The 21,628-nt window shown below is 71.2% G+C and carries 24 protein-coding genes; 13 read left to right on the top strand and 11 right to left on the bottom strand.

The features are described from left to right. Positions 1-4: 4 nt before the first annotated feature. Positions 5-775 carry a globin domain-containing protein gene (locus ACWFR4_RS10025; RefSeq protein ID WP_453464620.1) on the top strand — a complete coding sequence of 257 codons (771 nt, stop codon included), beginning with the start codon at positions 5-7 and terminating at the stop codon, positions 773-775. A 1-nt stretch (position 776) separates the two neighbouring features. Here ACWFR4_RS10025 and ACWFR4_RS10020 read toward each other — a convergent pair whose 3' ends face one another. Further along, positions 777-1,700, bottom strand: a complete 924-nt coding sequence (locus ACWFR4_RS10020; protein ID WP_453651848.1) for a helix-turn-helix domain-containing protein — start codon at positions 1,698-1,700, stop codon at positions 777-779. 148 nt (positions 1,701-1,848) lie between these two features. On the opposite strand from ACWFR4_RS10020, the gene ACWFR4_RS10015 reads away from it, so the two are divergent. From ACWFR4_RS10015 to ACWFR4_RS10000, 4 genes are all read left to right on the top strand, one after another. Next, the gene (locus ACWFR4_RS10015; protein WP_329581640.1) at positions 1,849-2,889 is read left to right on the top strand and encodes an NAD(P)-dependent alcohol dehydrogenase; all 1,041 of its coding nucleotides are present in this window, start codon (positions 1,849-1,851) and stop codon (positions 2,887-2,889) included. 124 nt (positions 2,890-3,013) lie between these two features. Further along, positions 3,014-3,370 carry a DUF1330 domain-containing protein gene (locus tag ACWFR4_RS10010; protein WP_453464626.1) on the top strand — a complete coding sequence of 119 codons (357 nt, stop codon included), beginning with the start codon at positions 3,014-3,016 and terminating at the stop codon, positions 3,368-3,370. Between the two features lie 82 nt (positions 3,371-3,452). Beyond that, entirely contained in the window at positions 3,453-3,860 is a 408-nt protein-coding gene (locus tag ACWFR4_RS10005; protein ID WP_453464629.1) for a helix-turn-helix domain-containing protein, read from the top strand. A gap of 130 nt (positions 3,861-3,990) precedes the next feature. Continuing rightward, positions 3,991-4,929 (top strand): hypothetical protein, encoded by a 939-nt coding sequence (locus ACWFR4_RS10000; protein ID WP_453464632.1) that lies wholly within the window; start codon positions 3,991-3,993, stop codon positions 4,927-4,929. Between the two features lie 47 nt (positions 4,930-4,976). Here the strand turns inward: ACWFR4_RS10000 and ACWFR4_RS09995 are convergent, their stop codons facing one another. The 3 genes from ACWFR4_RS09995 to ACWFR4_RS09985 form a co-directional block, all read right to left on the bottom strand. Next, positions 4,977-5,441, bottom strand: coding sequence for a hypothetical protein (locus ACWFR4_RS09995; RefSeq protein ID WP_453651846.1), 465 nt, complete (start codon positions 5,439-5,441; stop codon positions 4,977-4,979). 49 nt (positions 5,442-5,490) lie between these two features. Continuing rightward, the gene (locus tag ACWFR4_RS09990; RefSeq protein WP_453651844.1) at positions 5,491-5,961 is read right to left on the bottom strand and encodes a hypothetical protein; all 471 of its coding nucleotides are present in this window, start codon (positions 5,959-5,961) and stop codon (positions 5,491-5,493) included. Between the two features lie 328 nt (positions 5,962-6,289). Next, positions 6,290-7,234, bottom strand: a complete 945-nt coding sequence (locus tag ACWFR4_RS09985) for a hypothetical protein (RefSeq protein WP_453651842.1) — start codon at positions 7,232-7,234, stop codon at positions 6,290-6,292. Between the two features lie 147 nt (positions 7,235-7,381). Between ACWFR4_RS09985 and ACWFR4_RS09980 the strand changes: the two genes are divergently transcribed. Next, the gene (locus ACWFR4_RS09980; protein WP_453651840.1) at positions 7,382-7,609 is read left to right on the top strand and encodes a hypothetical protein; all 228 of its coding nucleotides are present in this window, start codon (positions 7,382-7,384) and stop codon (positions 7,607-7,609) included. Between the two features lie 194 nt (positions 7,610-7,803). Next, on the top strand, positions 7,804-8,316 hold the full coding sequence (gene msrA / locus ACWFR4_RS09975) for a peptide-methionine (S)-S-oxide reductase MsrA (RefSeq protein ID WP_453651838.1): 513 nt from the start codon (positions 7,804-7,806) through the stop codon (positions 8,314-8,316). Positions 8,317-8,535: 219 nt separating this feature from the next. On the opposite strand, the gene ACWFR4_RS09970 is transcribed toward msrA, so the two are convergent. Continuing rightward, positions 8,536-9,645, bottom strand: a complete 1,110-nt coding sequence (locus ACWFR4_RS09970; RefSeq protein WP_453464649.1) for a hypothetical protein — start codon at positions 9,643-9,645, stop codon at positions 8,536-8,538. Between the two features lie 90 nt (positions 9,646-9,735). On the opposite strand from ACWFR4_RS09970, the gene ACWFR4_RS09965 reads away from it, so the two are divergent. Continuing rightward, the gene (locus ACWFR4_RS09965) at positions 9,736-10,908 is read left to right on the top strand and encodes a cystathionine gamma-synthase (protein WP_453464652.1); all 1,173 of its coding nucleotides are present in this window, start codon (positions 9,736-9,738) and stop codon (positions 10,906-10,908) included. Between the two features lie 33 nt (positions 10,909-10,941). Here ACWFR4_RS09965 and ACWFR4_RS09960 read toward each other — a convergent pair whose 3' ends face one another. The 3 genes from ACWFR4_RS09960 to ACWFR4_RS09950 all read right to left on the bottom strand — a co-directional run bounded on the left by ACWFR4_RS09960 (position 10,942) and on the right by ACWFR4_RS09950 (position 12,290). After that, positions 10,942-11,193, bottom strand: coding sequence for a hypothetical protein (locus ACWFR4_RS09960; protein ID WP_405478818.1), 252 nt, complete (start codon positions 11,191-11,193; stop codon positions 10,942-10,944). Continuing rightward, on the bottom strand, positions 11,190-11,684 hold the full coding sequence (locus ACWFR4_RS09955) for a sigma factor-like helix-turn-helix DNA-binding protein (RefSeq protein WP_453651836.1): 495 nt from the start codon (positions 11,682-11,684) through the stop codon (positions 11,190-11,192). Before ACWFR4_RS09955 ends, ACWFR4_RS09960 begins: the two co-directional genes overlap by 4 nt. A gap of 105 nt (positions 11,685-11,789) precedes the next feature. Then, positions 11,790-12,290: a MarR family winged helix-turn-helix transcriptional regulator gene (locus ACWFR4_RS09950; protein WP_116510573.1), complete on the bottom strand. Its 501-nt coding sequence runs from the start codon at positions 12,288-12,290 to the stop codon at positions 11,790-11,792. 167 nt (positions 12,291-12,457) lie between these two features. Here ACWFR4_RS09950 and ilvA point away from each other — a divergent pair, with 167 nt between their 5' ends. The 3 genes from ilvA (at position 12,458) to ACWFR4_RS09935 (ending at position 15,724) form a co-directional block, all read left to right on the top strand. Continuing rightward, complete coding sequence (gene ilvA, locus ACWFR4_RS09945; protein WP_453651834.1) at positions 12,458-13,687, top strand: threonine ammonia-lyase; 1,230 nt, start codon at positions 12,458-12,460, stop codon at positions 13,685-13,687. 184 nt (positions 13,688-13,871) lie between these two features. Next, positions 13,872-14,885 carry an ATP-binding cassette domain-containing protein gene (locus tag ACWFR4_RS09940; RefSeq protein ID WP_453651832.1) on the top strand — a complete coding sequence of 338 codons (1,014 nt, stop codon included), beginning with the start codon at positions 13,872-13,874 and terminating at the stop codon, positions 14,883-14,885. Further along, positions 14,882-15,724 (top strand): ABC transporter permease, encoded by an 843-nt coding sequence (locus ACWFR4_RS09935; protein ID WP_453651831.1) that lies wholly within the window; start codon positions 14,882-14,884, stop codon positions 15,722-15,724. Before ACWFR4_RS09940 ends, ACWFR4_RS09935 begins: the two co-directional genes overlap by 4 nt. Positions 15,725-15,867: 143 nt before the next feature. Here ACWFR4_RS09935 and greA read toward each other — a convergent pair whose 3' ends face one another. Together greA and ACWFR4_RS09925 are read right to left on the bottom strand one after the other, a co-directional pair. Then, on the bottom strand, positions 15,868-16,365 hold the full coding sequence (gene greA / locus ACWFR4_RS09930) for a transcription elongation factor GreA (RefSeq protein WP_453467588.1): 498 nt from the start codon (positions 16,363-16,365) through the stop codon (positions 15,868-15,870). A 198-nt stretch (positions 16,366-16,563) separates the two neighbouring features. After that, complete coding sequence (locus ACWFR4_RS09925) at positions 16,564-16,968, bottom strand: DUF4307 domain-containing protein (RefSeq protein WP_453467586.1); 405 nt, start codon at positions 16,966-16,968, stop codon at positions 16,564-16,566. 172 nt (positions 16,969-17,140) lie between these two features. On the opposite strand from ACWFR4_RS09925, the gene mca reads away from it, so the two are divergent. Next, positions 17,141-18,001, top strand: a complete 861-nt coding sequence (mca, locus tag ACWFR4_RS09920) for a mycothiol conjugate amidase Mca (protein ID WP_266569213.1) — start codon at positions 17,141-17,143, stop codon at positions 17,999-18,001. Beyond that, positions 17,994-18,248 (top strand): hypothetical protein, encoded by a 255-nt coding sequence (locus ACWFR4_RS09915; protein ID WP_453467584.1) that lies wholly within the window; start codon positions 17,994-17,996, stop codon positions 18,246-18,248. The genes mca and ACWFR4_RS09915 overlap by 8 nt, the downstream gene beginning before the upstream one ends. A 98-nt stretch (positions 18,249-18,346) precedes the next feature. Here the strand turns inward: ACWFR4_RS09915 and ACWFR4_RS09910 are convergent, their stop codons facing one another. Then, positions 18,347-21,550 carry a tetratricopeptide repeat protein gene (locus tag ACWFR4_RS09910; RefSeq protein WP_453651829.1) on the bottom strand — a complete coding sequence of 1,068 codons (3,204 nt, stop codon included), beginning with the start codon at positions 21,548-21,550 and terminating at the stop codon, positions 18,347-18,349. Positions 21,551-21,628 lie beyond the last annotated feature (78 nt).

Genomic DNA, 21,628 nt, shown 5'->3' with positions numbered 1-21,628 from the left:
TGCCATGACGACGCAGACAGTCGAGTACATCCGCTACCGGATCCCCGAGGCTCAGTCCGCCGAGTTCCTCTCGGCCTACACGCGCGCCGCCGGCCGGCTCGCCGCGGCGCCCCAGTGCGTCGACTACGAGCTGGCGCGCTGCGAGGAGGACTTCGAGCACTTCATCCTGCGCATCACCTGGACCTCGACCGAGGACCACATCGAGGGCTTCCGCAAGTCCGACCTCTTCCAGGACTTCCTCGCCGAGATCAGGCCGTACGTCGGGAACATCGACGAGATGCGCCACTACAAGCCCACATCGGTGCGCGGCACCGGCGCGTCCGTCCCGAGCCTGTACGACTGGGCCGGCGGCGCCGACGCCTTCGCGCGGCTCACCGACGTCTTCTACGCCAAGGTCCTCAAGGACGACCTCCTCGGTCCCCTGTTCGCGGACCTCCCGCCCGAGCACGCCGGGCACGTCGCCCTGTGGATCGGCGAGGTCTTCGGCGGCCCCGCCACCTACTCCGAACAGCAGGGCGGCCACAGCCACATGGTCGCCAAGCACGTCGGCAAGCACATCACGGAGCCGCAGCGCCGCCGCTGGGTCAATCTGATCCAGGACGCGGCGGACGAGGCGGGCCTGCCGTCCGACGCCGAGTTCCGCTCGGCGTTCAGCGCCTACGTCGAGTGGGGCACCCGGCTCGCCGTGTACTTCTCCGGCCCCGACGCGGACCGGCCCGCCGAACAGCCCGTACCGCTGTGGAACTGGGGGGCGGCGCCGCCCTACCAGCCGTAGCTCAGTCCTGGGTGTGGCTCTGTCCCTGGCCCGCCCGGATCGCGTCCGTGCCCCAGCTCGCGAGGAGGCGCAGCGCCTCGGCCGACGGGGAGCCCGGCTCCGCGTGGTAGACCACGAGATGCTGCTCCTCGTCGTCGGGCAGGTTCATGCTCTCGTACGACAGGCTCAGCTCACCCACCAGCGGATGCCGCAGCCGCTTCACGCCGTGGCTCTTCTCCTTGACGTCGTGCGTCGCCCACAGCCGCCTGAACTCCTCGCTCTTGACGGAGAGTTCGCCGACCAGCGCCGACAGCTCCGGGTCGTCCGGGTGGCAGCCCGCGTACAGCCGCAGATAGCTGACCATGTCGGACGCCTTCGCATCCCACTCCACGAACAGGTCGCGGTAGGCCGGGGCGAGGAACACCATCCGTGCCCAGTTCCGCTCCCGGGGCGGCAGCTCGCTCCAGTCGCCGAAGACCGCCGCGGCCATCCGGTTCCAGGCGAGCACCTCGGAGCGCCGGCCGGACACGTACGCGGGCACGCCCTCCAGGCTGTCGAGCAGATGCCGCAGCGCCCCGCGCACCTGCTGCTGCTCCCGCGAGGCCCGCTTCTTCTTGTGCTGCTTCGGCTTGGCCAGATGCGTCAGATGCGCGTGCTCCGCGTCCGTGAGGCGCAGGGCGCGCGCGATCGCGTCGAGCACCTCCGCCGACACGTTCCGCCCGTTCCCCTGCTCCAGGCGCGTGTAGTACGCCACCGACACGCCGGCCAGCTGCGCCAGCTCCTCGCGGCGCAGGCCCGGCACGCGCCGGTGCCTGCCGAAGTCCGGCAGCCCCACGTCCTGCGGCTTCAGCCGGGCCCGCCGGGTGCGCAGGAACTCGCTCAGCTCGGCACGCCGGTCCAGCGGCTCGCCGGCGGCCGGGGCGGCGCGGGTCCCGTGATCGTCCATGCCTCCAGTATCGCCGGGCAGCCACAGTCGTACGAAGGTGTTCCTGACCCCGCCAGTAGTAGGACCAGTGGGCGTACGCAAAGCGGGGCAAGGCCCTGAGCTCGGAGGATGCCTCCGGCTGGGGCAGGCTGTACGCATGACCGCACAGATCACCACCGTCAGCGCCTACGCCGCACCCTCCGCAAAGGCTCCGCTGGAGCGCACCACCATTCCGCGCCGCCCGGTGGGCGAGTTCGACGTCCTGATCGACATCAAGTTCGCCGGCATCTGCCACTCCGACATCCACCAGGCCCGCGACGGCTGGGGCGAGGGCATCTTCCCGATGGTCCCCGGCCACGAGATCGCCGGCATCGTCACCGAGGTGGGCCCCGGCGTCACCAAGTTCGCCGTCGGCGACCGCGTCGGCGTCGGCTGCATGGTCGACTCCTGCCGCGAGTGCGACAACTGCAAGGCGGGCCTGGAGCAGTACTGCGCCAAGGGCAACGTCGGCACGTACAACGCCCTCGACAAGAACGGCGAGCCCACCTACGGCGGCTACTCCACCCACATCGTCGTCGACGAGAACTACACGGTCGGCATCCCCGAGGGCCTCGCCCTCGACGAGGCCGCACCGCTGCTGTGCGCGGGCATCACCACGTACTCCCCGCTCAAGCACTGGAACGCGGGCCCCGGCAAGAAGGTCGCCGTCCTCGGCATGGGCGGCCTCGGCCACATGGGCGTCAAGATCGCGCACGCGCTCGGTGCCGAGGTGACCGTCCTGTCGCAGTCCCTGCGCAAGCAGGAGGACGGCCTCAAGCTGGGCGCCGACCACTACTACGCGACCAGCGACCCGAAGACCTTCGAGGAGCTGGCCGGCACCTTCGACATCATCCTGTCGACGGTCTCCGCCCCGCTCGACTTCGGCGCGTTCCTCTCGCTCCTGAAGACGGACGGCGCCCTGGTGAACGTGGGCGCCCCCGAGGAGCCCATCTCCATCAACCTGTTCTCCGTGATCGCGGGCCGCAAGTCCCTCGCCGGCTCCGGCATCGGCGGTATCCAGGAGACCCAGGAGATGCTCGACTTCTGCGCCGAGCACGGCCTCGGTGCCGAGATCGAGCTGATCGAGGCGAGCCAGATCAACGAGGCGTACGAGCGCGTGCTCGCGAGCGACGTGCGGTACCGCTTCGTGATCGACACGGCGACGATCTGACGTTCGCTGTTGCCCGTCGCATTACCCAGGGCGTCACCTGGGGCATTACCTGAGGCGTAATCGACGGCCCGTCCGTCCCCCGGCAGGATCGAGTCATCGAACCGATCCTGCCGGGGAGGACCTCATGACCGCGTACGCCATCGCCACCCTGCGCAACACCACCGTGCCGAACGAAGAGGTCTTCGACTACATGGAGCGCATCCAGTCGACCCTCGACCCGTTCGGCGGCCGCTTCCTCGTGCACGGCGCCCAGCTGGAGGACATCGAGGGGTCGTGGCCGGGGGGCGTCGTCGTCATCTCGTTCCCTGACAAGGCCGCGGCCCACGGCTGGTACGACTCCGACGCCTACCAGGAGCTCATCCCGCTGCGGACACGGAACCTGGACGGCGAGGTGATCTTCGTGGAGGGGGTTCCGGACGGTTACGACCCGTCGAGTACGGCTGCGCGGATGCGGGCCGAGGTGGCGCGGGGGCGCGTGTGACGCGGGCCGGGGATCACGCTCACCGTTATGCCGGGGGCAGAACGGTGGGCCGTCCTGCGTGCGCCGCTCCTACGCTGAACCCGTGAGCAGCCACGCGTCGAACCACGCCCGCGTCATCCCTCTGCGCCCGGACCTGCGCCCGGACCCGCGCCCCGCCCCGGCGGAGCCTGCCGGGCCCCCGTCCAAGGAGCCGCTCTGGCGCGACATCGTGGGGGACGTCCTGCGCCGTGAGCGCCTCGCCCAGGAACGCACCCTGAAGGATGTCGCCGACGCCGCCCGAATCTCCCTGCCGTACCTCTCCGAGATCGAGCGCGGCCTCAAGGAGGCGTCGTCGGAGGTCCTGGCGGCCGCCGCCCACGCCCTGGGCCTCGGCCTCGCCGACGTCCTGGCCCTCGGCCAGTCCGAACTGCTCCGCCTCGCCACTCCGGCCTCACGGCCTGCGGTGCGCCGGGCGCCCCCGCGCCAGGGCGAGGTACGCCTCGCGGCGTGAGAACACCGTTCCGGACACCCTGAGCACAGCCCGTTGTCAGTGGTCGCACCTACGCTGCGAGGGCGGCTGTGTGACGCCTGCCGGACGTAAGGGTTCATGACGTTCGGGCGGGACGGGGAGCGGGGGCGCGATGCTGGTTGCGGTCATGGGAGCCGTCGGGGGAATCGTGGCGGCGGCCGTCGGCGCGGTCATCGCGGCGTGGGCGACGCTGCGGGCGCGGCGGAAGCAGGACGGGGCGATCAGCTTCCTCGACGTCACGGTGAAGGACGCGGAGACGGTGCTCGCGGAGCCGGACGCGGACGTGCGTGTCCTGGGCGAACTGGTCCCGGAGCGCCCGGTCCTGGACATCGCCGTATGCAACGACGGCGACCTGGACGGCATCGTGCGACGCGTGCAGGTGGACGTGGAAGGCCTGCTCCACGTCCCGCCGATCGAGCCGCCGTGCGTCCTCGTCCTGCCCGGGGCGACGATCACCGCACCCCTGCCGGCGCAGCAGCGAAGAACGGGCCCGAGCACCGCGTACGCCGTCAACTTCCCGCTCAGGGAGGGGAGTTACCGCCACTCCGTCAGTCAGCTGATCCCCGCGGGCACCGTGGACAGATTCGCCGTGTCCCTGGTGGCGACGGAGGCGGAGCGGGGCAGGGACTTCTACGGGGTGAGCCTGTCCCTCGACTGCGGCAGGACGAAGAAGGGCCGGGCGAGCGAGGCATGGGAATCCGTCCGGGTGCTGGCCTACGGGCCTCCGGCCTGGGAAAGCTCCGACGAGATCAGGGAACGCCTGTCCCGGATGGCCGACCGCGTGCGCGAACTGACTCCGTCCGGCGGCGAGAGCGTCGGCGTGCTCTTCAACTCCACGGTCCACCCCGCCCGCACGGCGATGGACGACTACATCACGGTCTACGAGAACAAGCTCAAGGTCCTGACCGCGGCGCTCGGCGAGTGCCTGAAGTACGCCGCGGACGACACCCGGATACGGACCTGGCTGACGGAACTGGAGCGCGCCACCGAGGAGATCGAGCCCCTGCGCCACCACGCGACGGCACTGCGCGCCTCGGGCAGCCACCCCTGATCCCGCACGCCCGCCGATACGCCCCTGATGCGGCGAGCCCACCCCGCCTACCCCTGCATCGCCCGCCGCGCGCCGACCTCGGTCGGATACTCGCGGACGGTGAGCGCGGCGACGCTCCAGCCCACGCAGAACGCGGCGAACGCCGGCATGACAGGAGCCGCGATCACCACGAGGCCACGGCCGAGGACGGCCAGACCGGTGGAGCGCCGGACGGAAGCACGCCGCGCGGCACGCCCCCGCCCGGGACCGGGCGGGTCCAGCAGGTCCCTGCGGTGCGCCCGCCGCTGCACGATCCAGCCCCAGACGGCGCCCCCACAGGCCGCGACTACCTGCGCCACGTCCCACACGGTGCGCACGTCCGACGGCAGCACCTCACGGAACCCCGAGTAAAGGCTCAGAGAGACGAAACAGAAGAACGCCAGCACGACCAGCCACAGCACGCCGGTCCCGGTACGCCGCATCCAGTACCGCGCCCCGCGCTCGTACCAACTGGTCCCGAGCCCGGGCAGCACCGGAATCCGTCCACCGCCCGGCACGGGCGAGGCCCCCGCAGCGGGAACCTCAGAAGATGCTCTTGACGCCACCCCGGACATCCTTCCCAAGTCGCTTGAAGTCGTCCCCGGTCTGGGAGAGGACATGACCGCTGCCGTGCAGCACACCGCCCACGACGCCGTCCTTGTGGATGTCCTCGCTCCAGTGCTCGTGGAAGGCGTGGTCGATGACACCGGTCGCGCCGATCACGACCGCGCCGCCGACCCCGGCCACCACGGCCACGGGGACGTCGAAGGGCGCGGCGGCCACCAGGCCCGCGGTGATGGCCGTACCGGCGACGAGGCCGCCGACGTTGGCACCGCCGTCCACGGCTATCGAGTGCTGCCAGGACCAGCCCTTGTCCTGGTCGTCCGACGCCTCCAGCAGACCACACGTGCCCGCGGCGGCGACATCCAGGACCGGGATCTCCTTGAGGAAGTCCGGGAGCTTCTCCACTCCGTCGCCGACGCGCAGCGCATCCGCGGCATCGGCCAGCTTCACGTTCAGAGCGCGGTCGTAGGGCAGCGCGGTGCTGCCGTGATCGGCGCGGGCGATGTCCTGCTCCAGCGACTCGACGTCCGCGACGGCGTCGCGATAGGCCGCCCTTGGCGGGGAGGTCGTCGGGCAGCCGGCGGCCCTGCTGCTGGAACGTCTTCTGCGGCCCTCCGAGGAAGATGGAGCCCGTCGCGATCGTCCCGGTTGCGGTCTGTGAGCACGGCTTGACATCAAGCCGCGTTCACGACCACTTTCGTGACTGGGACCGCGACAAGGCGAGTCAATGCCCGGGATCTCGGTGCTCAGCGCCGTCGGATCCGGTCGCGAAGAGCGCCTATCGGCCGTGGATCTCGGATCCCTTGAGGTAGGTCAGCCGCCCTCGGTCGCGCTCAGTCGTCAAGTCGAGTGTGGTCACGGGGTGGCGGGTCCACACAGGTGAGCCGTCGATCCACGGCACGAGCACGGTGACGGGACGGAGCAGGCCGTGGACGTCCGCGACGCCCGCCGACGGGAGGCGTCGTGCCTGCCGCTTTTTGGCGAGCCGCAGAAGCGTTGGCGGAGCCTCGTCCGGATCGCCGTCGGCCCGGTACAGCACCAAGTAGGCCTCACCCGCGTCCGGTTCGCGCAGCAGCAGCCAGCGCATCGGGCGTACATGCTCACTGACGGCCACGCGGGCGAGACCGCGGGCGAGCCGCGCTTCGAACACGACGGCCACCAGGCCGCAGGCCGAGCCGACGAGGAAGAACCACCCGCGGCCGGCCCCGCCGAAGATGTGCAGCACGCCGCCGAACCCGACAAGCGCCATGACGACGGTCCAGGCAGCTACGCCGGGAAGGCCGAAAGCGGTGAGCAGGTCGCGGTTGCGCCACCAGACCAACCGCCCCCGACTGTCGGTCACGGGCGCGGGCGGCTGAGGACGTACGGCCTCGGCCGTGGAGCGCACGGCCGCTTCGAGGAGGGTCCCATGGGTGAGCTCCGCGGCAGCCAGGGGCGCCTGCCGGGAACGTCGGACGGCGGTCCTGCGGCGACGCTCCCTCCTCGACTCGGGATCCAGCCTGCGCACAACACCGACCCATGCCGTGACACCCATCAGCAGACCGCCGAAGAACATCATGACCCAGGCGAAGTCACCGGCCTCCGTGCCGTCCCGGAACCCCTCGAAGTAACCCACCGCCGCGCCCGGGGCCGCGATGAGGAGGCCCACGACACCGACGCGCAGCAACCACTTCTCGGGCGCGGTTCCCGGCCCCACAGGGGGTACGTCCCGGCGATAGTCCATGCCTCTCCTGACCTCATGCGGTGTACAACTGACACATGAGTGCGCTGGATGGTTGCGCAGCCTCTCGTACGTTCCTCGCCCCTTCGGCTCGTGGTGACATCTGCGCATGACGGAGAGGTGCAGCGGAAGCATGGCTTGATCCACGTCATGCGGCCCCGCTTCCACGCGGCGGGGAAAACGGCCCTGGCACCGCGCGCCCGACGACACCGGGACCGAGTCCTACCGCTATCAGGCCACGCAGGACCGACCGCCGACCGGACAACCAGTCAGGCCGAAACCCACACGCTGCCGGCCGTCACCACGCTGACGCGCGAGGAGCGCGCGGACGACGAGGACTACGAGCAGCTGACCGAGTCCGGCCGCCAGTTCCGCTGAGGCCACCGGCGTGGGGGAGGCAACAGGTCAGCGCACTTCTCGCGGCGGCGGGCGGCCGGCGACCGCAGGGCCGGTTGGACGGGCACGGAATCGCCTGGAACCCTCGCGCGTTGAGGCGAGTGGATATGGGATGCCGGTGGTGTGCGAGCCGAGCAGCCCGAGTGACCGAGCTGACAGATATTGGAGGGGCCGCAATGGCTGCGCAGACGCAGAGGGCCGTGCTGGCGGGCGGATGCTTCTGGGGGATGGAGGACCTGATCCGCCGACTCCCGGGCGTGACGGCGACCCGGGTCGGATACACCGGGGGTGACGTGCCGAACGCGACGTACCGTAACCATGGCACGCACGCGGAGGCCATCGAGATCCTTTTCGACCCCGAGAGGACCAGCTTCCGCGCGCTCCTGGAGTTCTTCTTCCAGATCCACGACCCGAGCACTGAGAACCGCCAGGGCAACGACATCGGCCTCAGCTACCGCTCGGCGATCTACTACGTGGATGACGAGCAGAAGCGGACCGCCGAGGACACGATCGCGGATGTGGACGCCTCCGGACTGTGGCCGGGCAAGGTCGTCACCGAGGTCGAGCCGGTCGGCCCCTTCTGGGAGGCCGAGCCCGAGCACCAGGACTATCTGGAGCGTTACCCGGACGGCTACACCTGCCACTTCCCGCGCCCGGGTTGGCGGCTGCCCGTCCGCGCGGAGAGCTGACCGCGCGAGGCGGCCCGACGTCGTTGCCCTGGCGGAACGGGACCTCGTACTCGCGGGTGGCGCGGCCCTTGAGGGCCTGGTCCGGGGTCGCGATGCGGGGTGTCGTACGGCCGAAGAGCATGGGGTGCTCCTGGGAAAGGCTGCGCGCGGGCTGATGCTGCGCGGCGCCTCCTCCTCGACGTACGAGAGCGGCCCGGACTTCCGGTCCGCGCGGGGCGGTCAGTGGCGCAGCGTCGCCGGGCTCCCGCCGTTCGCCTCGTAGCCCGCGACCGCCAGCGCCCGGTACACGGCGTAGTCCGCGGCCGGGTCCGTGCCCGTCGTCCAGGGGAGCGCGCCGACGTGGCCGTCGACGTGGAGCAGCTGCTCCATCGCCTCGGCCCAGCGCTCGCAGCGGACCAGGAAGAACACCAGGAGGTGGCGGACGTGGGCGAGCATCGGGTCGTCCGGGCGGGCGGCCTGGACGGCGAAGAGCGCGCCGTGGATCGACTTGGTGACGACCTCGCTCTGGTAGAAGCTGCGCACCAGATTGACGTCGGGCAGGTGCTCGTAGAGCGCGAAGAGGGGGAGCGCGGCGAGGAGCGAGCCGCGCGGGGCGCGCGCGGCGGCGGCCTCGGCGAAGGCGAAGGCGAGCTCGCGCGAGCCGTGCCACTTCTCGCACCAGTACCGCAGGCCCGCGAGGTGGGCGCCCATGTGGCCCGGCGCCGTGTCGAGGATCTTGAGCCAGAGCTGCTCGAAGTCGTGCTGGGAGTACCCGAGGCCGCGGGCCACGGCGAGATGCGTGATGTGGGGGACCGGGTCGCCGGGGGCCAGGAGCGCCGCATCCTCGCAGGCCGACCTGGCCTCCTCCAGGATGATCCGCCGCTCGTCGGCCTGGGCCTCACCGCCCGCGTTCCGCCAGGCCTGCTGGACCAGGAACTCCGCGAACACCTGCGCCCCGCCCGGGTCCTTGGGGTCCTGGGCACGCCACGCGTGGAGCCATCCGGCTCCGAGCCGCGGGGTCTGCGCCAGCTCCAGGGCGGCGGCGCCGGCGATCGCCTGCACGCGCTCCCAGCGCTGCTCGCTCTCCTTGCCCGTGCCGGCGAGGAGCTGCTTGGCGGCCGTGAAGTCCTGGTTGCGCTGGACCACCGACATCACGTTCAACAGGTCCTGGTCGGGGCCCGGGAGCCGCACGTCCAGGTCCTCCTGGCGCATGAAGCCGTACTCCGCCGGGTCCGCGGCGTCCGGCGAACCGGGCGCGACCTGGCGTATCCCGCCGCGCCTGCGCAGCAGGTACGGGCCGAGCACCGCCCCCAACATGACCACTGCCATCAGGACCCAGAGAATTCCCATGGGTACAAGCGAACCAGACGGGTCGGACAATTGGCGAACCAGGCCCGGTAGGCAGCCGCGCGGCCCGTGTGCGCACTACGCTCTGGCCGCATGAGCGACACGCACAACAGCCAGAACGCCCACGGCGGTCACGGGTTCGAGACCGTGGCCATTCACGCGGGCAACACGGCCGACCCCCTGACGGGCGCCGTGGTCCCCCCGATCTACCAGGTCTCCACGTACAAGCAGGACGGCGTGGGCGGGCTGCGCGGCGGCTACGAGTACAGCCGCAGCGCCAACCCGACCAGGACCGCCCTGGAGGAGAACCTCGCCGCCCTCGAAGGCGGCCGCCGCGGCCTCGCGTTCGCCTCCGGGCTCGCCGCCGAGGACTGCCTTCTCCGTACGCTCCTCAGCCCCGGCGATCACGTGGTCATCCCGAACGACGCGTACGGCGGCACGTTCCGCCTGTTCGCGAAGGTCGTCTCGCGGTGGGGCGTGGAGTGGTCGGTCGCCGACACCAGCGACCCGGCCTCCGTGCGCGCCGCGCTCACGCCGAAGACCAAGGTCATCTGGGTCGAGACGCCGTCCAACCCGCTGCTCGGGATCACCGACATCGCCGCCGTCGCGCAGGTCGCGCGCGAGGCGGGGGCGCGGCTCGTCGTCGACAACACCTTCGCGAGCCCGTACCTCCAGCAGCCGCTGGCGCTCGGCGCGGACGTCGTCGTGCACTCCCTGACCAAGTACATGGGCGGTCACTCGGACGTCGTCGGCGGTGCGCTGATCGTCGCCGACCCGACGCTGGGCGACGAGCTGGCGTACCACCAGAACGCGATGGGCGCCGTCGCCGGGCCGATGGACGCCTGGCTGGTGCTGCGCGGCATCAAGACGCTGCCCGTGCGCATGGACCGGCACAGTGAGAACGCGACGAAGGTCGCCGACATGCTGTCCCGGCACGCGCGCGTGACGCGTGTTCTGTATCCGGGCCTTCCGGAGCACCCCGGTCACGAGGTCGCCGCCAAGCAGATGAAGGCGTTCGGCGGCATGGTGTCGTTCCAGGTCGAGGGCGGCGAGGAGGCCGCCGTGGCGGTCTGCGACCGGGCGAAGCTGTTCACCCTGGGCGAGTCCCTGGGCGGTGTGGAGTCCCTGATCGAGCACCCGGGACGCATGACGCACGCCTCGGTCGCGGGCTCGGCGCTCGAGGTGCCCAGCGACCTCGTACGCCTCTCCGTGGGCATCGAGTCGGCCGACGACCTGCTCGCCGACCTCCAGCAGGCGCTCGGCTGATCCCGCGCAGAGCCTCCTGGAGGAGGCGCGCGGTCACCAGCCCGTGAGTGGTGGAGTCGTCCCGGACGGCGGCTCCACCCAGGGCCTGGCCAGCAGGGCCCACACGAAGAAGGCGGTCATCGCCAGGGACAGCGCCAGCCACATCAGGCGGCGCAGCACCCTCCTGCGACGCAGGATCCGCCCGCCCCGGCGCACCGCCTCGGCGTGGATCTCGGGCGGCAGCGCTCCCTGGGCGGCCTCCAGAACCGCGCGGACCTCGCGTTCCCTGCGGGCCTGTGCGTTCATGACGGCACCTCCTCCAGGGCCGCCGCGTCTCCAAGGGGGGCCGGGGCGGGTCCGCGCGGCGGGTGCAGGACGAGCGCCATGGCGCGCGCGTGGATGGCGTGCACGCGCTCCATGGGGAGCCCGAGCAGTGCCGCCGCCTGTTCCTCGCCGACCCCCTCGTACAGGCGCAGCACCAGGATCAGCCGCTCCTGCGGGCCCAGGTGACGCAGCACGCCGCCGTACCCGCGGTGCTGGTGCCAGGCCGCGCGGGCGAAGCGCAGGGCGAGCTCCTTGCGGGCACGGTCGTAGGGGTCCTCGCCGCGCAGCCGGTCCCAGGAGGCGTACGTCTGCGCGAGCGCCGACGTGAGCAGCTTCCGCGCGCGCGGGTTGTCGTCGGCCGGCTCCGTGGTGAGCAGGGTCGCGGCATGGAGCAGCCGCCCTGCCGCGCCCGCGATGAACGCCTCGAACTCCCGGGCCCGGCGGGCGTCCTGGAACGCGCGCCGTTCTCGCACCGCACCTCCAGCCGGGCCGCTCGGCGGCCGGTCGCCGGACGGGACGGGCCCCGGCCGCATGCGACAGGGGCCCGGTCTCATATGAGGGCAGGTGCGGGCCCGGGGTCAAGAGCCGGGAGCGGCTTCCCCGGACGGGGCGGGCTGGCCCGTCTGCCGCGCGGACAGCGCGGTGTTGAAGCGCGTGAGGAGCGCACAGAACTGTTCGCGCTCCTGCGGGGTCCACTCCTGCGTCAACTCGGCCATCAGGGACCGCCTGGACGTGCGTACCTCGTCGAGCCGGGCGAGGCCGCGCGGCGAGAGCTGGAGGACGACCGCGCGCCCGTCCTCCGGGTGGGACGTCCGCTTGACGAGGCCCGTGTCGACGAGCGGCGCGACCTGACGTGTCACCGTCGACGAGTCGATGCCCATGCTCGCGGCGAGCGCCTTGACGCCCATCGGGCCTTCCTTGTCCAGGCGGTTGAGCAGCAGATACGCGGCTCGGTCCATCGAGTTGCGCACCTGCCCGACCCCGCCGAGCCGGGTCTGTTCGGCACGGCGGGCGAAGACCGCCACCTGGTGCTGCAGGGTTTCGAGGAGGCCGGTGTCGCCGGCGGTCGTCATGTCCATCGTTTCCGGTGGTGTGGGCATGGCCGGGGGCTCACTTCATGCGAGGGGTGGTGGGTTGGGGGACAGGGTACGCGGCCGGACGGCGGGCCGTACCGACGCTGCACAAACCAGTCTCGGACCGTGGTCACGCCAGGAGCCGTACGGCGTGAGCTGCGAGACTTGCCGTCATGAGCTACAGCACGGCTGACTCCTTGCCGACGGTGACCCTGGACGATGTGCGCGGTGCGCAGAAGATGCTCTCGGGGGTCGCTCGGATGACGGCGATGGAGGGCAGCCGGCACCTCTCGGGGCTGGTCGGGGCGCCGGTGCACCTCAAGTGCGAGAACCTCCAGCGGACCGGTTCCTTCAAGCTGCGCGGTGCGTACGTCAGGATCGCGGGCCTGCTTCCCGAGGAGCGCGCCGCGGGCGTGGTCGCCGCGAGTGCCGGAAACCATGCGCAGGGTGTAGCGCACGCGTCTTCTCTCCTCGGCGTACGCTCCACGGTCTTCATGCCGGTCGGAGCGCCTCTGCCCAAGGTCGCGGCGACGCGGGACTACGGCGCGGAGGTGCGGCTGCACGGGCAGGTCGTCGACGAGACGCTGGCGGCGGCGCAGGAGTACGCGCACGAGACGGGTGCCGTGTTCATCCACCCCTTCGACCACCCGGACATCATCGCCGGGCAGGGCACGGTCGGCCTCGAGATCCTGGAGCAGTGCCCCGAGGTGCGCACGATCGTCGTCGGCATCGGCGGCGGCGGGCTCGCCGCGGGCATCGCGGTGGCGGTCAAGGCGCTGCGTCCCGATGTGAAGGTGATCGGTGTGCAGGCGGCGGGCGCGGCGGCGTACCCGCCCTCGCTCGAGGCCGGGCGGCCGGTGTCGATCCCGTATCCGGCGACGATGGCCGACGGCATCAAGGTGGGGCGCCCCGGTGACGTGCCGTTCCAGCTGGTCGAGGAGCTGGTCGACGAGGTCCGCACGGTCTCGGAGGACGCGCTGTCGAGCGCGCTGCTGCTCTGCCTGGAGCGGGCCAAGCTGGTCGTCGAACCGGCTGGGGCGAGCCCTGTCGCGGCGCTGCTGAGCGACCCGCGCTCCTTCGAGGGCCCGGTCGTGGCGCTCCTGTCGGGCGGCAACGTCGACCCGCTCCTGATGCAGCGGATCCTGCGCCACGGCATGGCTGCCGCCGGGCGTTATCTGTCGCTGCGGCTGCGTCTGACGGACCGTCCCGGCGCCCTGGCGACGCTTCTCGGTGTGCTGTCCGCGGTCGACGCCAACGTCCTCGACGTGAGCCACGTGCGCACGGATCCCCGGCTCGGTCTCACGGAGGCCGAGGTCGAGCTGCACCTGGAGACGAAGGGCCCGGTGCACTGCGCCGAGGTCGGCGCGGCGCTGCGGGACGCGGGTTACCTCGTCATCGACTGACCGGCCGGCCGCGGAATCACCGGCCCGCCGGCAGATTACGGAAAACCGGTTGATGAGACGCGATGTATCGCGATACCTTGTGGTCCGTGTCACTACTCCGTCGGGCGTGCCCAGGCGGACATATCTAAGATTTCGCTGAGCAAGGCAACCAAAAAGGTCACCCACAACCCATGGGGGAAGCCACATGCCAGGCGCCATCTACGCCGAAGGTCTGGTGAAGACCTTCGGCGACGTCAGGGCGCTGGACGGCGTCGATCTCGATGTCCCGGAGGGCACGGTCCTCGGCCTGCTCGGTCCGAACGGGGCGGGGAAGACCACTGCCGTGCGCTGTCTGACGACGCTGCTCACGCCGGACAGCGGCAAGGCCGTCGTCGCGGGCATCGACGTTCTCAAGCATCCGAACGAGGTGCGGCGCTCGATCGGCCTTTCCGGTCAGTTCGCCGCCGTCGACGAGTATCTGACAGGTCGTGAAAACCTGCAAATGGTCGGCCAGTTGTACCAGATGAAGGCCAAAGAGGCGAAGGCGCGGGCGTCCGAACTGCTCGAGCGGTTCAACCTCGCGGACGCCGCCGACCGGACCTCGAAGACGTACTCCGGAGGCATGCGCCGCCGGCTCGACCTGGCCGCCGCACTCGTCGTCTCGCCGCCCGTGATGTTCATGGACGAGCCCACGACGGGACTCGACCCGCGCAACAGGCTGCAGCTGTGGGAGGTCATCCAGGAGCTGGTCGCCGGCGGCACGACCCTGCTGCTGACCACCCAGTACCTCGAAGAGGCCGACCACCTGGCGCACGACATCTGTGTGATCGACCACGGCCGCGTCATCGCGCGCGGCACCTCCGACCAGCTCAAGGCCCAGACCGGCGGCGAGCGTGTCGAGCTCGTGGTGCACGAGCGGGAGCACATGACGCCCGCCGCCGAGATCCTCGCCGGGTTCGGCAAGGGCGAGACCACCGTCGAGCAGCACACCCGCAAGCTCACCGTCCCCGTCATCGGCGGCGCCAAGCTCCTCGCCGAGGTCATCAGGGAGCTGGACACCCGCGGCATCGAGATCGACGACATCGGTCTGCGCCGGCCCACCCTCGACGACGTCTTCATCTCCCTGACCGGCCACGTGGCCGAGGAGAAAGAGGACGAGAACGGCTCGGGGGCGGGCGCCGCCAAGCAGTCCAAGCGCAAGAAGGAGGCCGACAAGTGAGCGCCGTCACCCAGCCCCTCGCCCCCCGCCCCGCGGGCGGCCCCGCGCAGTCCGTCCGGGACTCCCTCGTCGTCGCCAAGCGCAATCTGATCCGGATGACGCGGATCCCCGAGGTCGTCATCTTCGGACTGATCCAGCCGATCATGTTCGTGGTGCTGTTCAGCTACGTGTTCGGCGGCTCGATGAACATCGGGGGCACCACCGACCCCGCGGTCTACCGCGAGTTCCTGATGGCCGGCATCTTCGCCCAGACCGTCACGTTCGCCACGGCGGGCGCCGGAGCGGGCATCGCCGACGACATGCACAAGGGGCTCATCGACCGCTTCAGGTCGCTGCCGATGTCCCGCGGCGCCGTCCTCACCGGGCGCACCCTCGCGGACCTCGTACAGACGGCCCTGACCCTGCTCGTTCTCGCGATCGTCGCGGTCCTGGTGGGCTGGCGCATCCACGAGGGCCTCCCGAAGGCCATCGGCGCCTTCGGCCTGCTGCTCCTCCTCGGATACGCGTTCACGTGGATCGGCGCCCTCATCGGCCTGTCCGTACGCACCCCCGAGGCGGCCACGTCGGGCGGGCTGGTCTGGCTCTTCCCGGTGACGTTCATCTCGAACGCGTTCGTGGACTCCAGCCAGATGACGCCCTGGCTGCGCCACATCGCCGACTGGAACCCGTTCAGCGCCACGGTGCAGGCCTGCCGCGTGCTGTTCGGCAACCCGGGCGTCTCGACGTCCGAAGCCTGGCCCATGCAGCACCCCGTGTGGGCCTCGCTGATCTGGTCCGTCCTGATCATCGTCGCCTTCCGGACGCTCTCGGTCCGCAAGTACCGCAACGCGACGGCCTGACGGCGACGGCCTGACGGCGACGGCCTGACGGCGACGGCCTGACGGCGACGGCCGACCGAGACGGCCCGACCGACACGGCTCGGCACGAGAACATGCGAAGGCCCCCGGCGCAGCACGCGCCGGGGGCCTTCGCATGTGTCGGATCAGCCGCTGTAGGGCTTCGCCTCGAGGATCTTCACCGAGGCGAGCTTGCCGTTCGGCAGCTCGTACTGGGCGTCCTCTCCGATCTTCTTGCCGTTCACGCCGGAGCCCAGCGGGGACTGCGGCGAGTACGTCTCGATTTCCGTGCTCGCGTACTCGCGCGAGGCGAGCAGGAACGTCATGGTGTCGTCCTCGTCGCCGTCGAAGGCGATCGTGACGACCATGCCGGGGGCGGCGACGCCGGCCGTGGCAGGCGCCTCGCCGACCTTGGCCTTCTCCAGGAGCTGGGTCAGCTGGCGGATGCGGAGCTCCTGCTTGCCCTGCTCCTCCTTGGCCGCGTGGTACCCGCCGTTCTCGCGCAGGTCGCCCTCCTCGCGTGCCGCCGCGATCTTCACGGTGATCTCGGCGCGCGCGGGACCAGACAGGTACTCCAGCTCGTCCTTGAGCTTGGTGTACGCCTCCTGCGTGAGCCAGGTGACGTCTTCGCTGGTCTGGGTCACAGGTGCTCCTCGTAGGTACTGGGAATACAAAGCATCGCCCTACCCAGAAGCATGTGCTCTCACGGGAGGGCGAAACCACGAGCCTAACAATTCAGGCGCCGAAGGGGGAGGACATATGCCATCAAGAATTCGTCGATGCAGGTCAGGCATCGAAACCCGTACGGCCGGCGATGCGGTCGCGGTGTGGCCGCCGTGGGGTCAGCCCGCGTGGCAGCCGAGCAGCTCCGCGCTGGTGCCGCGGGCCGTGGTGCGCAGCGTCACGACCTTGTCGATCCGGCTGTCGCGCTGGTCGAAGCGGAAGTCCGCGCGGCCCACCTCGGCGCCGTCGGTGGACAGCGAACGGATGGTGCAGTAACCCTTCGCGTCGGTGTCCTTACGGACCTCGAGGTGCACCTTGACCGCCTCGTCGGAGGCCTTGAAGGTGATGACCTCGGCGCTGATCTTCGTACCGAACACGTAGTGGTAGCCGAACCAGCCGATGAGGATGACGAGCAGGGCGCCGAGCACGGCGCCGACAATCTTCAGGGTGCGGTCCGCGCGTTCGTCGGCGGAGCGGGAACGGCCGTAGCGGCCGTCGGGGAGCTGCTCACTCACCGCACTCATGATCGATCCTCTCGCGCGGGACGGTCGAGGACCGGCCCCGGACAGACTGCCGGAATTTTCCGCCCCCCGGTTCGGTCACTATAGAAGCCGCCCATTGCGCTGTATGACCGAGGGCGCCTTATTCACCGAGTCATTCACTGAGGATCTTGTCTTGACTGAGCAGCTGCGACTGATGGCCGTTCACGCCCACCCCGACGACGAGTCGTCGAAGGGCGCGGCCACCATGGCCAAGTACGTGTCCGAGGGGGTGGACGTGCACGTCGTGACCTGCACGGGCGGGGAGCGCGGCTCCATCCTCAATCCGAAGCTCCAGGGCGACAAGTACATCGAGGAGCACATCCACGAGGTACGCAAGAAGGAGATGGACGAGGCGCGCGAGATCCTCGGCGTCAAGCAGGAGTGGCTGGGCTTCGTCGACTCGGGCCTGCCCGAGGGTGACCCGCTGCCGCCGCTGCCCGAGGGCTGCTTCGCGCTCGAGGACGTCGACAAGGCGGCGGGTGAGCTGGTCAGGCAGATCCGCTCGTTCCGCCCGCAGGTCGTCACGACGTACGACGAGAACGGCGGCTACCCGCACCCCGACCACATCATGACCCACAAGATCTCGATGGTGGCGTTCGAGGGCGCGGCGGACACCGAGAAGTACCCGGAGTCCGAGTTCGGCCCGGCCTACCAGCCGCAGAAGCTCTACTACAACCAGGGCTTCAACCGGCCGCGCACCGAGGCGCTGCACCAGGCGATGCTCGACCGCGGCCTCGAGTCGCCGTACGCGGAGTGGCTCAAGCGCTGGGACGAGTTCGAGCGGGTCGAGCGGACGCTGACCACGCACATCCCGTGCGCCGAGTTCTATGAGATCCGCGACAAGGCGCTGATCGCGCACGCCACGCAGATCGACCCCGACGGCGGCTGGTTCCGCGTCCCGATGGACGTCCAGAAGGCGGTGTGGCCGACCGAGGAGTACGAGCTCGCGAAGTCCCTCGTCGACACCTCCCTCCCCGAGGACGACCTCTTTGCGGGCATCCGCGACAATGCCTGACATGAGCGCAAGCGCAAGCCTGGCAATGACGCATCTCGTCCCCCTCGCCAAGGAGGTCGACGAGAACAAGGTGACCCCGGGCGTCCTCGGTTTCATCGTCTTCGCGGTGATGGCCGTCGCCGTCTGGGGCCTGATGAAGTCGATGAACCGCCACATGGGCAAGGTCGACTTCAAGGAGAAGCCGGACGCCGCCGCGGACCCCGCGGCCGGCTCCGGCGCCTCCCCGGCCTCGCCCGCCAAGGGCTGACGCCCAGCTGGACGGAACGCGCTCGGCACGGCGATGAGCCGCGCCGAGCGCCTTCGTGCTGCGCCCCGGCGCTCAGGCGCCCCGGCGCCCGCGCGCCCTCAGCGCCCCGCGCTCACCTCCACGCCCATCACGTCCCGGGCGTGCCGCTTCGGGACCATGCCGAGGCGCCAGGCCTGCCAGCCCGCCTCGAGGTCCGCGCCGCGCTCCAGGAGGAGCTGGTAGGCCTCCACGTAGTCGTCGAGCTTGCCGTCCCGGCCGGCGTGGGTGGTGCGGGCGAGCTGGGACAGCTCCTCCTGTGCCACGGCCGTGCCGATCTCCGAGCCGCCCGGTGACGCGTACGGCAGCAGCGTGCAGCGCAGGAAGTTCGCCCAGTCCTCGCCGCGGCGGTCGCCGTACGACGCGAACAGTGCCGCCGCCTCCTCGCACAGGGTCAGGGCCTGGGCCGCGCGCCCGTTGCCCGCGTCCACCACCGCCAGTTCCAGGCAGGTCCACCCCTCGCCGTGCGCGACGCCGATGCGCTGGAAGTCGGCGCGGGCGTCGACCAGGAGCTGACGCGCGAAGCCGGAGTTGCGCAGCGAGCCGGTCTGCGCGGCGCGCTGGTCACGCGTGACGCGGGCCGAGTGATGGCGGGCGCAGGCGAGCCCGTACACGTCGCGCATCCGCGAGAACATCGTGCGGGAGCGCTCCAGCTCACGTACCGCCTGGTCGAGGTCGCTGCTCTCCTCCAGGGCCTGGCCGAGGTAGTAGAGCGTCCAGGCCTCGCCGCGCGCGTCCTCGTTGTCGCGGTGGCGCGAGGTGGCCTGGCGCAGTCCGTCGACGGCCGCCGACGCGTCGCCGTCCACCAGGCGCGCCCGCGCCAGCTGGGTGAGCGCCCATGCCTCGCCCCGGCTGTCGCGCGTACGGCTGTACAGGTCGAGGGCGGTGCGCAGCTCACGCTCAGCGCCCGGCACGTCCCCCATCCGCAGGCACAGCTGCCCCAGCTGGAAGTGCGCCCACGCCTCGCCGTGCACGGACTCGTTCTCGCGGTGCAGGGCCAGCGCCGCGGTCAGCAGGTCGAGCGCCTCCTTCACGTGAGCCCGGTCGCGCTCCACCGCGGCGAGCGCGTGCAGCGTCCAGCCCCGGTCGCCCGACGTCTCGTCCGTGATCTGCAGGTCGAGGGCCTCGCGGAGCTTCGCCGCCGCCTCCTTGAGCTGGCCCTGGTGGTGCAGCGTGATGCCCAGCGAGCACAGGGCGCGCGCCGCGCCCGCGTTGTGGTGCGCCTCGAAGTACAGGTCCACCACGGACGCCAGCGTCGTACGCGCCTTGTCGAGCTCGCCGAGCTGGCGCGCCGCGATACCCGTGCGCCACTGGACCGAGCGCACGAGAAGCCCCTGGTCGACGGCCTGGGTGAGTTCGCTGATCTCGCCGAGGCGGTAGAGGTCGCCGCGCAGCAGGCAGTAGTCGCACAGGGCGCCGAGCAGATTGAGCACGGCCGCCTGGTCGACGCCCTCCGCGCCCCGCAGCGTCGCCGTGATGAAGCTGGACTCGTCGTCGAGCCAGCGCAGCGCGGCGTCCAGCGAGGTGAAGCCGTGCGGGCCGATCTGGCCGGCCCGCGTCGACATCTTGCCGTCGACGAGCCGGATCACCGAGTCCGCGAGCTCCCCGTAGTTCTGGATGAGGCGTTCCTGCGCGGCCGTCCGCTCGGCCGGCTCCTCCTCGTCGAGGAGACGGGCGTGCGCGAAGGAGCGGACGAGGTCGTGCAGCCGGTACCGGCTGCCCCGCACGTGGTTGATCAGCCCCGCCCGTGACAGCGCCGTCAGATGGCGGGTGGCCTCCGACTCGTCCGTCGAGAGGAGCGCCGCCGCCGCGGCCGCGCCGAGCGAGGCCCGCCCGGCGAGCGCGAGCCGGCGCAGCAGCCGCCGGGCTGCATCGGACTGGTCGGTGTAGCGCAGCCACAGCACCCGCTCGACCGGCTCCACGGGCCCGTACGCACCCAGGTCGGACGCCAGTGCGCGAGTCGTGCGCGGCCCGATCGCGGAGCCCGCGATGCGCAGCGCCAGCGGCAGACCCCCACACAACTCCCTCACGGTGTCGGACGATTCGGAGTCGTAGGGCCCCGACGCGTCCTCCGCGGACTCGCGCAGGAGTTCCTCCGAGCCCGCCGCGTCCAGCGCGTCCACCGGCACCTGGTGCACCCACGCCGGGACGTCCGCGGGCAGGTCGAGCGGCTTGCGCGCCGTCACGAGCACGAGGCTGTCGGACCGCTCGGGGATCAGCGTGCGCACCTGCTCCGCGTCGCCCGCGTCGTCCAGGACGATCGTGACCGGAAGCCCCGTCAGATGCTGGTGGTACAGGTCGCTCAGGCGGCGCAACTGCTGCTCCTGCGAGGAACGCTCCCGGAAGAGCAGCTGCTCGCGCGGCGCGCCGAGCCGGTTGAGCAGATGGAGCAGCGCGTCCCGGGTCGACAGCGGGGCCTCGGGCGCGTCGCCCCGCAGGTCCACGACGCACGCGCCGCGGAACTGGTCGCGCAGCTCGTGCGCCGCCCGCACCGCGAGCGTCGTACGGCCCGAGCCGGGGGCGCCGTGCAGCACGACGACGGTGGGCCGGGTCTCGGTGCTCGCGCGCGCCGCGTGCACCCACTGCGCGATCCGCTGCATCTGCGTCCTGCGGCCGGCGAACGGGCCCTCAGGCTCAGGGAGTTGGCCGAAAGACTGCTCCAGGACATTGCGCCGCCTGGCCGCCGCGCTCTTGTCGGTACGGCGCAGCTGCGGCGTCGGCTTCTTCGCGCCGGTGCCCGCGGTGGCGGCGAGGACGCGCTGCTGGTCGAGGAACGGCCGGATCCCCCGCACGTCGAGCGCCGTCAGCCACTGCAGTCTCAGCTGTTCGGGCCCGCCGGGCTGGCTCCTCGCCCCGGCGCGGCGGCTCGCGGCGGGCACATGGGAGGCCGTCACCTTCGCGACGGTCGTGGCGGCGCCCACCACGGCGACGGCCGCGCCCGCGCCGACCGCGGTCCCCGCGCCCGTACCGAGCAGCAGGTCGGCCACGCAGGCGCCCACCGCGGCAACGCCCGTGACCAGCAAGGGAGTCGACCCGCGCTCCTGGGCGAAGCGCTGCCCGAACGACATCTGCCCGGCCTCGGCCTCGTCCAGGGCATGGGTGAACTGTGTGTACTCCTCGGTGGCGGTCTCCGCCATGGCGTCGAGCGCACCGCGCGCACGTGACAGCAGCACCCCGCCGTCCGTGCGCCCACCCGAACGCCGTACTTCCTCCTCCACGGCCCGGGCCAACAGCCCCTCGGCTTCCGCCCGATGGCTGTCTCGCATCTCAGGTCCCCCTCCGGCGGCAACGGTTCCGCGTCAAGTGTGCTGCGTATGGGGTCACGGCGCGAGGGGCCGGGGATC

This window comes from Streptomyces sp. NPDC055140, from assembly GCF_053607285.1.
This window is presented reverse-complemented; position numbering and strand designations above follow the sequence as displayed.

Excerpts from the sequence above, each read along its gene's own strand:
- ACWFR4_RS09980 (WP_453651840.1), top strand. The coding sequence starts at position 7,382 with ATGCGGCCCCGCTTCCACGCGGCGGGGAAAACGGCCCTGGCACCGCGC.
- ACWFR4_RS10025 (WP_453464620.1), top strand. The coding sequence starts at position 5 with ATGACGACGCAGACAGTCGAGTACATCCGCTACCGGATCCCCGAGGCT.
- ACWFR4_RS09940 (WP_453651832.1), top strand. The coding sequence starts at position 13,872 with ATGCCAGGCGCCATCTACGCCGAAGGTCTGGTGAAGACCTTCGGCGAC.
- ACWFR4_RS09985 (WP_453651842.1), bottom strand. The coding sequence starts at position 7,234 with ATGGACTATCGCCGGGACGTACCCCCTGTGGGGCCGGGAACCGCGCCC.
- ACWFR4_RS09910 (WP_453651829.1), bottom strand. The coding sequence starts at position 21,550 with ATGCGAGACAGCCATCGGGCGGAAGCCGAGGGGCTGTTGGCCCGGGCC.
- ACWFR4_RS10020 (WP_453651848.1), bottom strand. The coding sequence starts at position 1,700 with ATGGACGATCACGGGACCCGCGCCGCCCCGGCCGCCGGCGAGCCGCTG.
- ACWFR4_RS09915 (WP_453467584.1), top strand. The coding sequence starts at position 17,994 with ATGCCTGACATGAGCGCAAGCGCAAGCCTGGCAATGACGCATCTCGTC.
- ACWFR4_RS10000 (WP_453464632.1), top strand. The coding sequence starts at position 3,991 with ATGCTGGTTGCGGTCATGGGAGCCGTCGGGGGAATCGTGGCGGCGGCC.
- ACWFR4_RS10010 (WP_453464626.1), top strand. The coding sequence starts at position 3,014 with ATGACCGCGTACGCCATCGCCACCCTGCGCAACACCACCGTGCCGAAC.
- ACWFR4_RS09965 (WP_453464652.1), top strand. The coding sequence starts at position 9,736 with ATGAGCGACACGCACAACAGCCAGAACGCCCACGGCGGTCACGGGTTC.
- ACWFR4_RS09950 (WP_116510573.1), bottom strand. The coding sequence starts at position 12,290 with ATGGACATGACGACCGCCGGCGACACCGGCCTCCTCGAAACCCTGCAG.
- mca (WP_266569213.1), top strand. The coding sequence starts at position 17,141 with ATGGCCGTTCACGCCCACCCCGACGACGAGTCGTCGAAGGGCGCGGCC.
- ACWFR4_RS09960 (WP_405478818.1), bottom strand. The coding sequence starts at position 11,193 with ATGAACGCACAGGCCCGCAGGGAACGCGAGGTCCGCGCGGTTCTGGAG.
- ACWFR4_RS09970 (WP_453464649.1), bottom strand. The coding sequence starts at position 9,645 with ATGGGAATTCTCTGGGTCCTGATGGCAGTGGTCATGTTGGGGGCGGTG.
- ilvA (WP_453651834.1), top strand. The coding sequence starts at position 12,458 with ATGAGCTACAGCACGGCTGACTCCTTGCCGACGGTGACCCTGGACGAT.
- msrA (WP_453651838.1), top strand. The coding sequence starts at position 7,804 with ATGGCTGCGCAGACGCAGAGGGCCGTGCTGGCGGGCGGATGCTTCTGG.
- ACWFR4_RS09925 (WP_453467586.1), bottom strand. The coding sequence starts at position 16,968 with ATGAGTGCGGTGAGTGAGCAGCTCCCCGACGGCCGCTACGGCCGTTCC.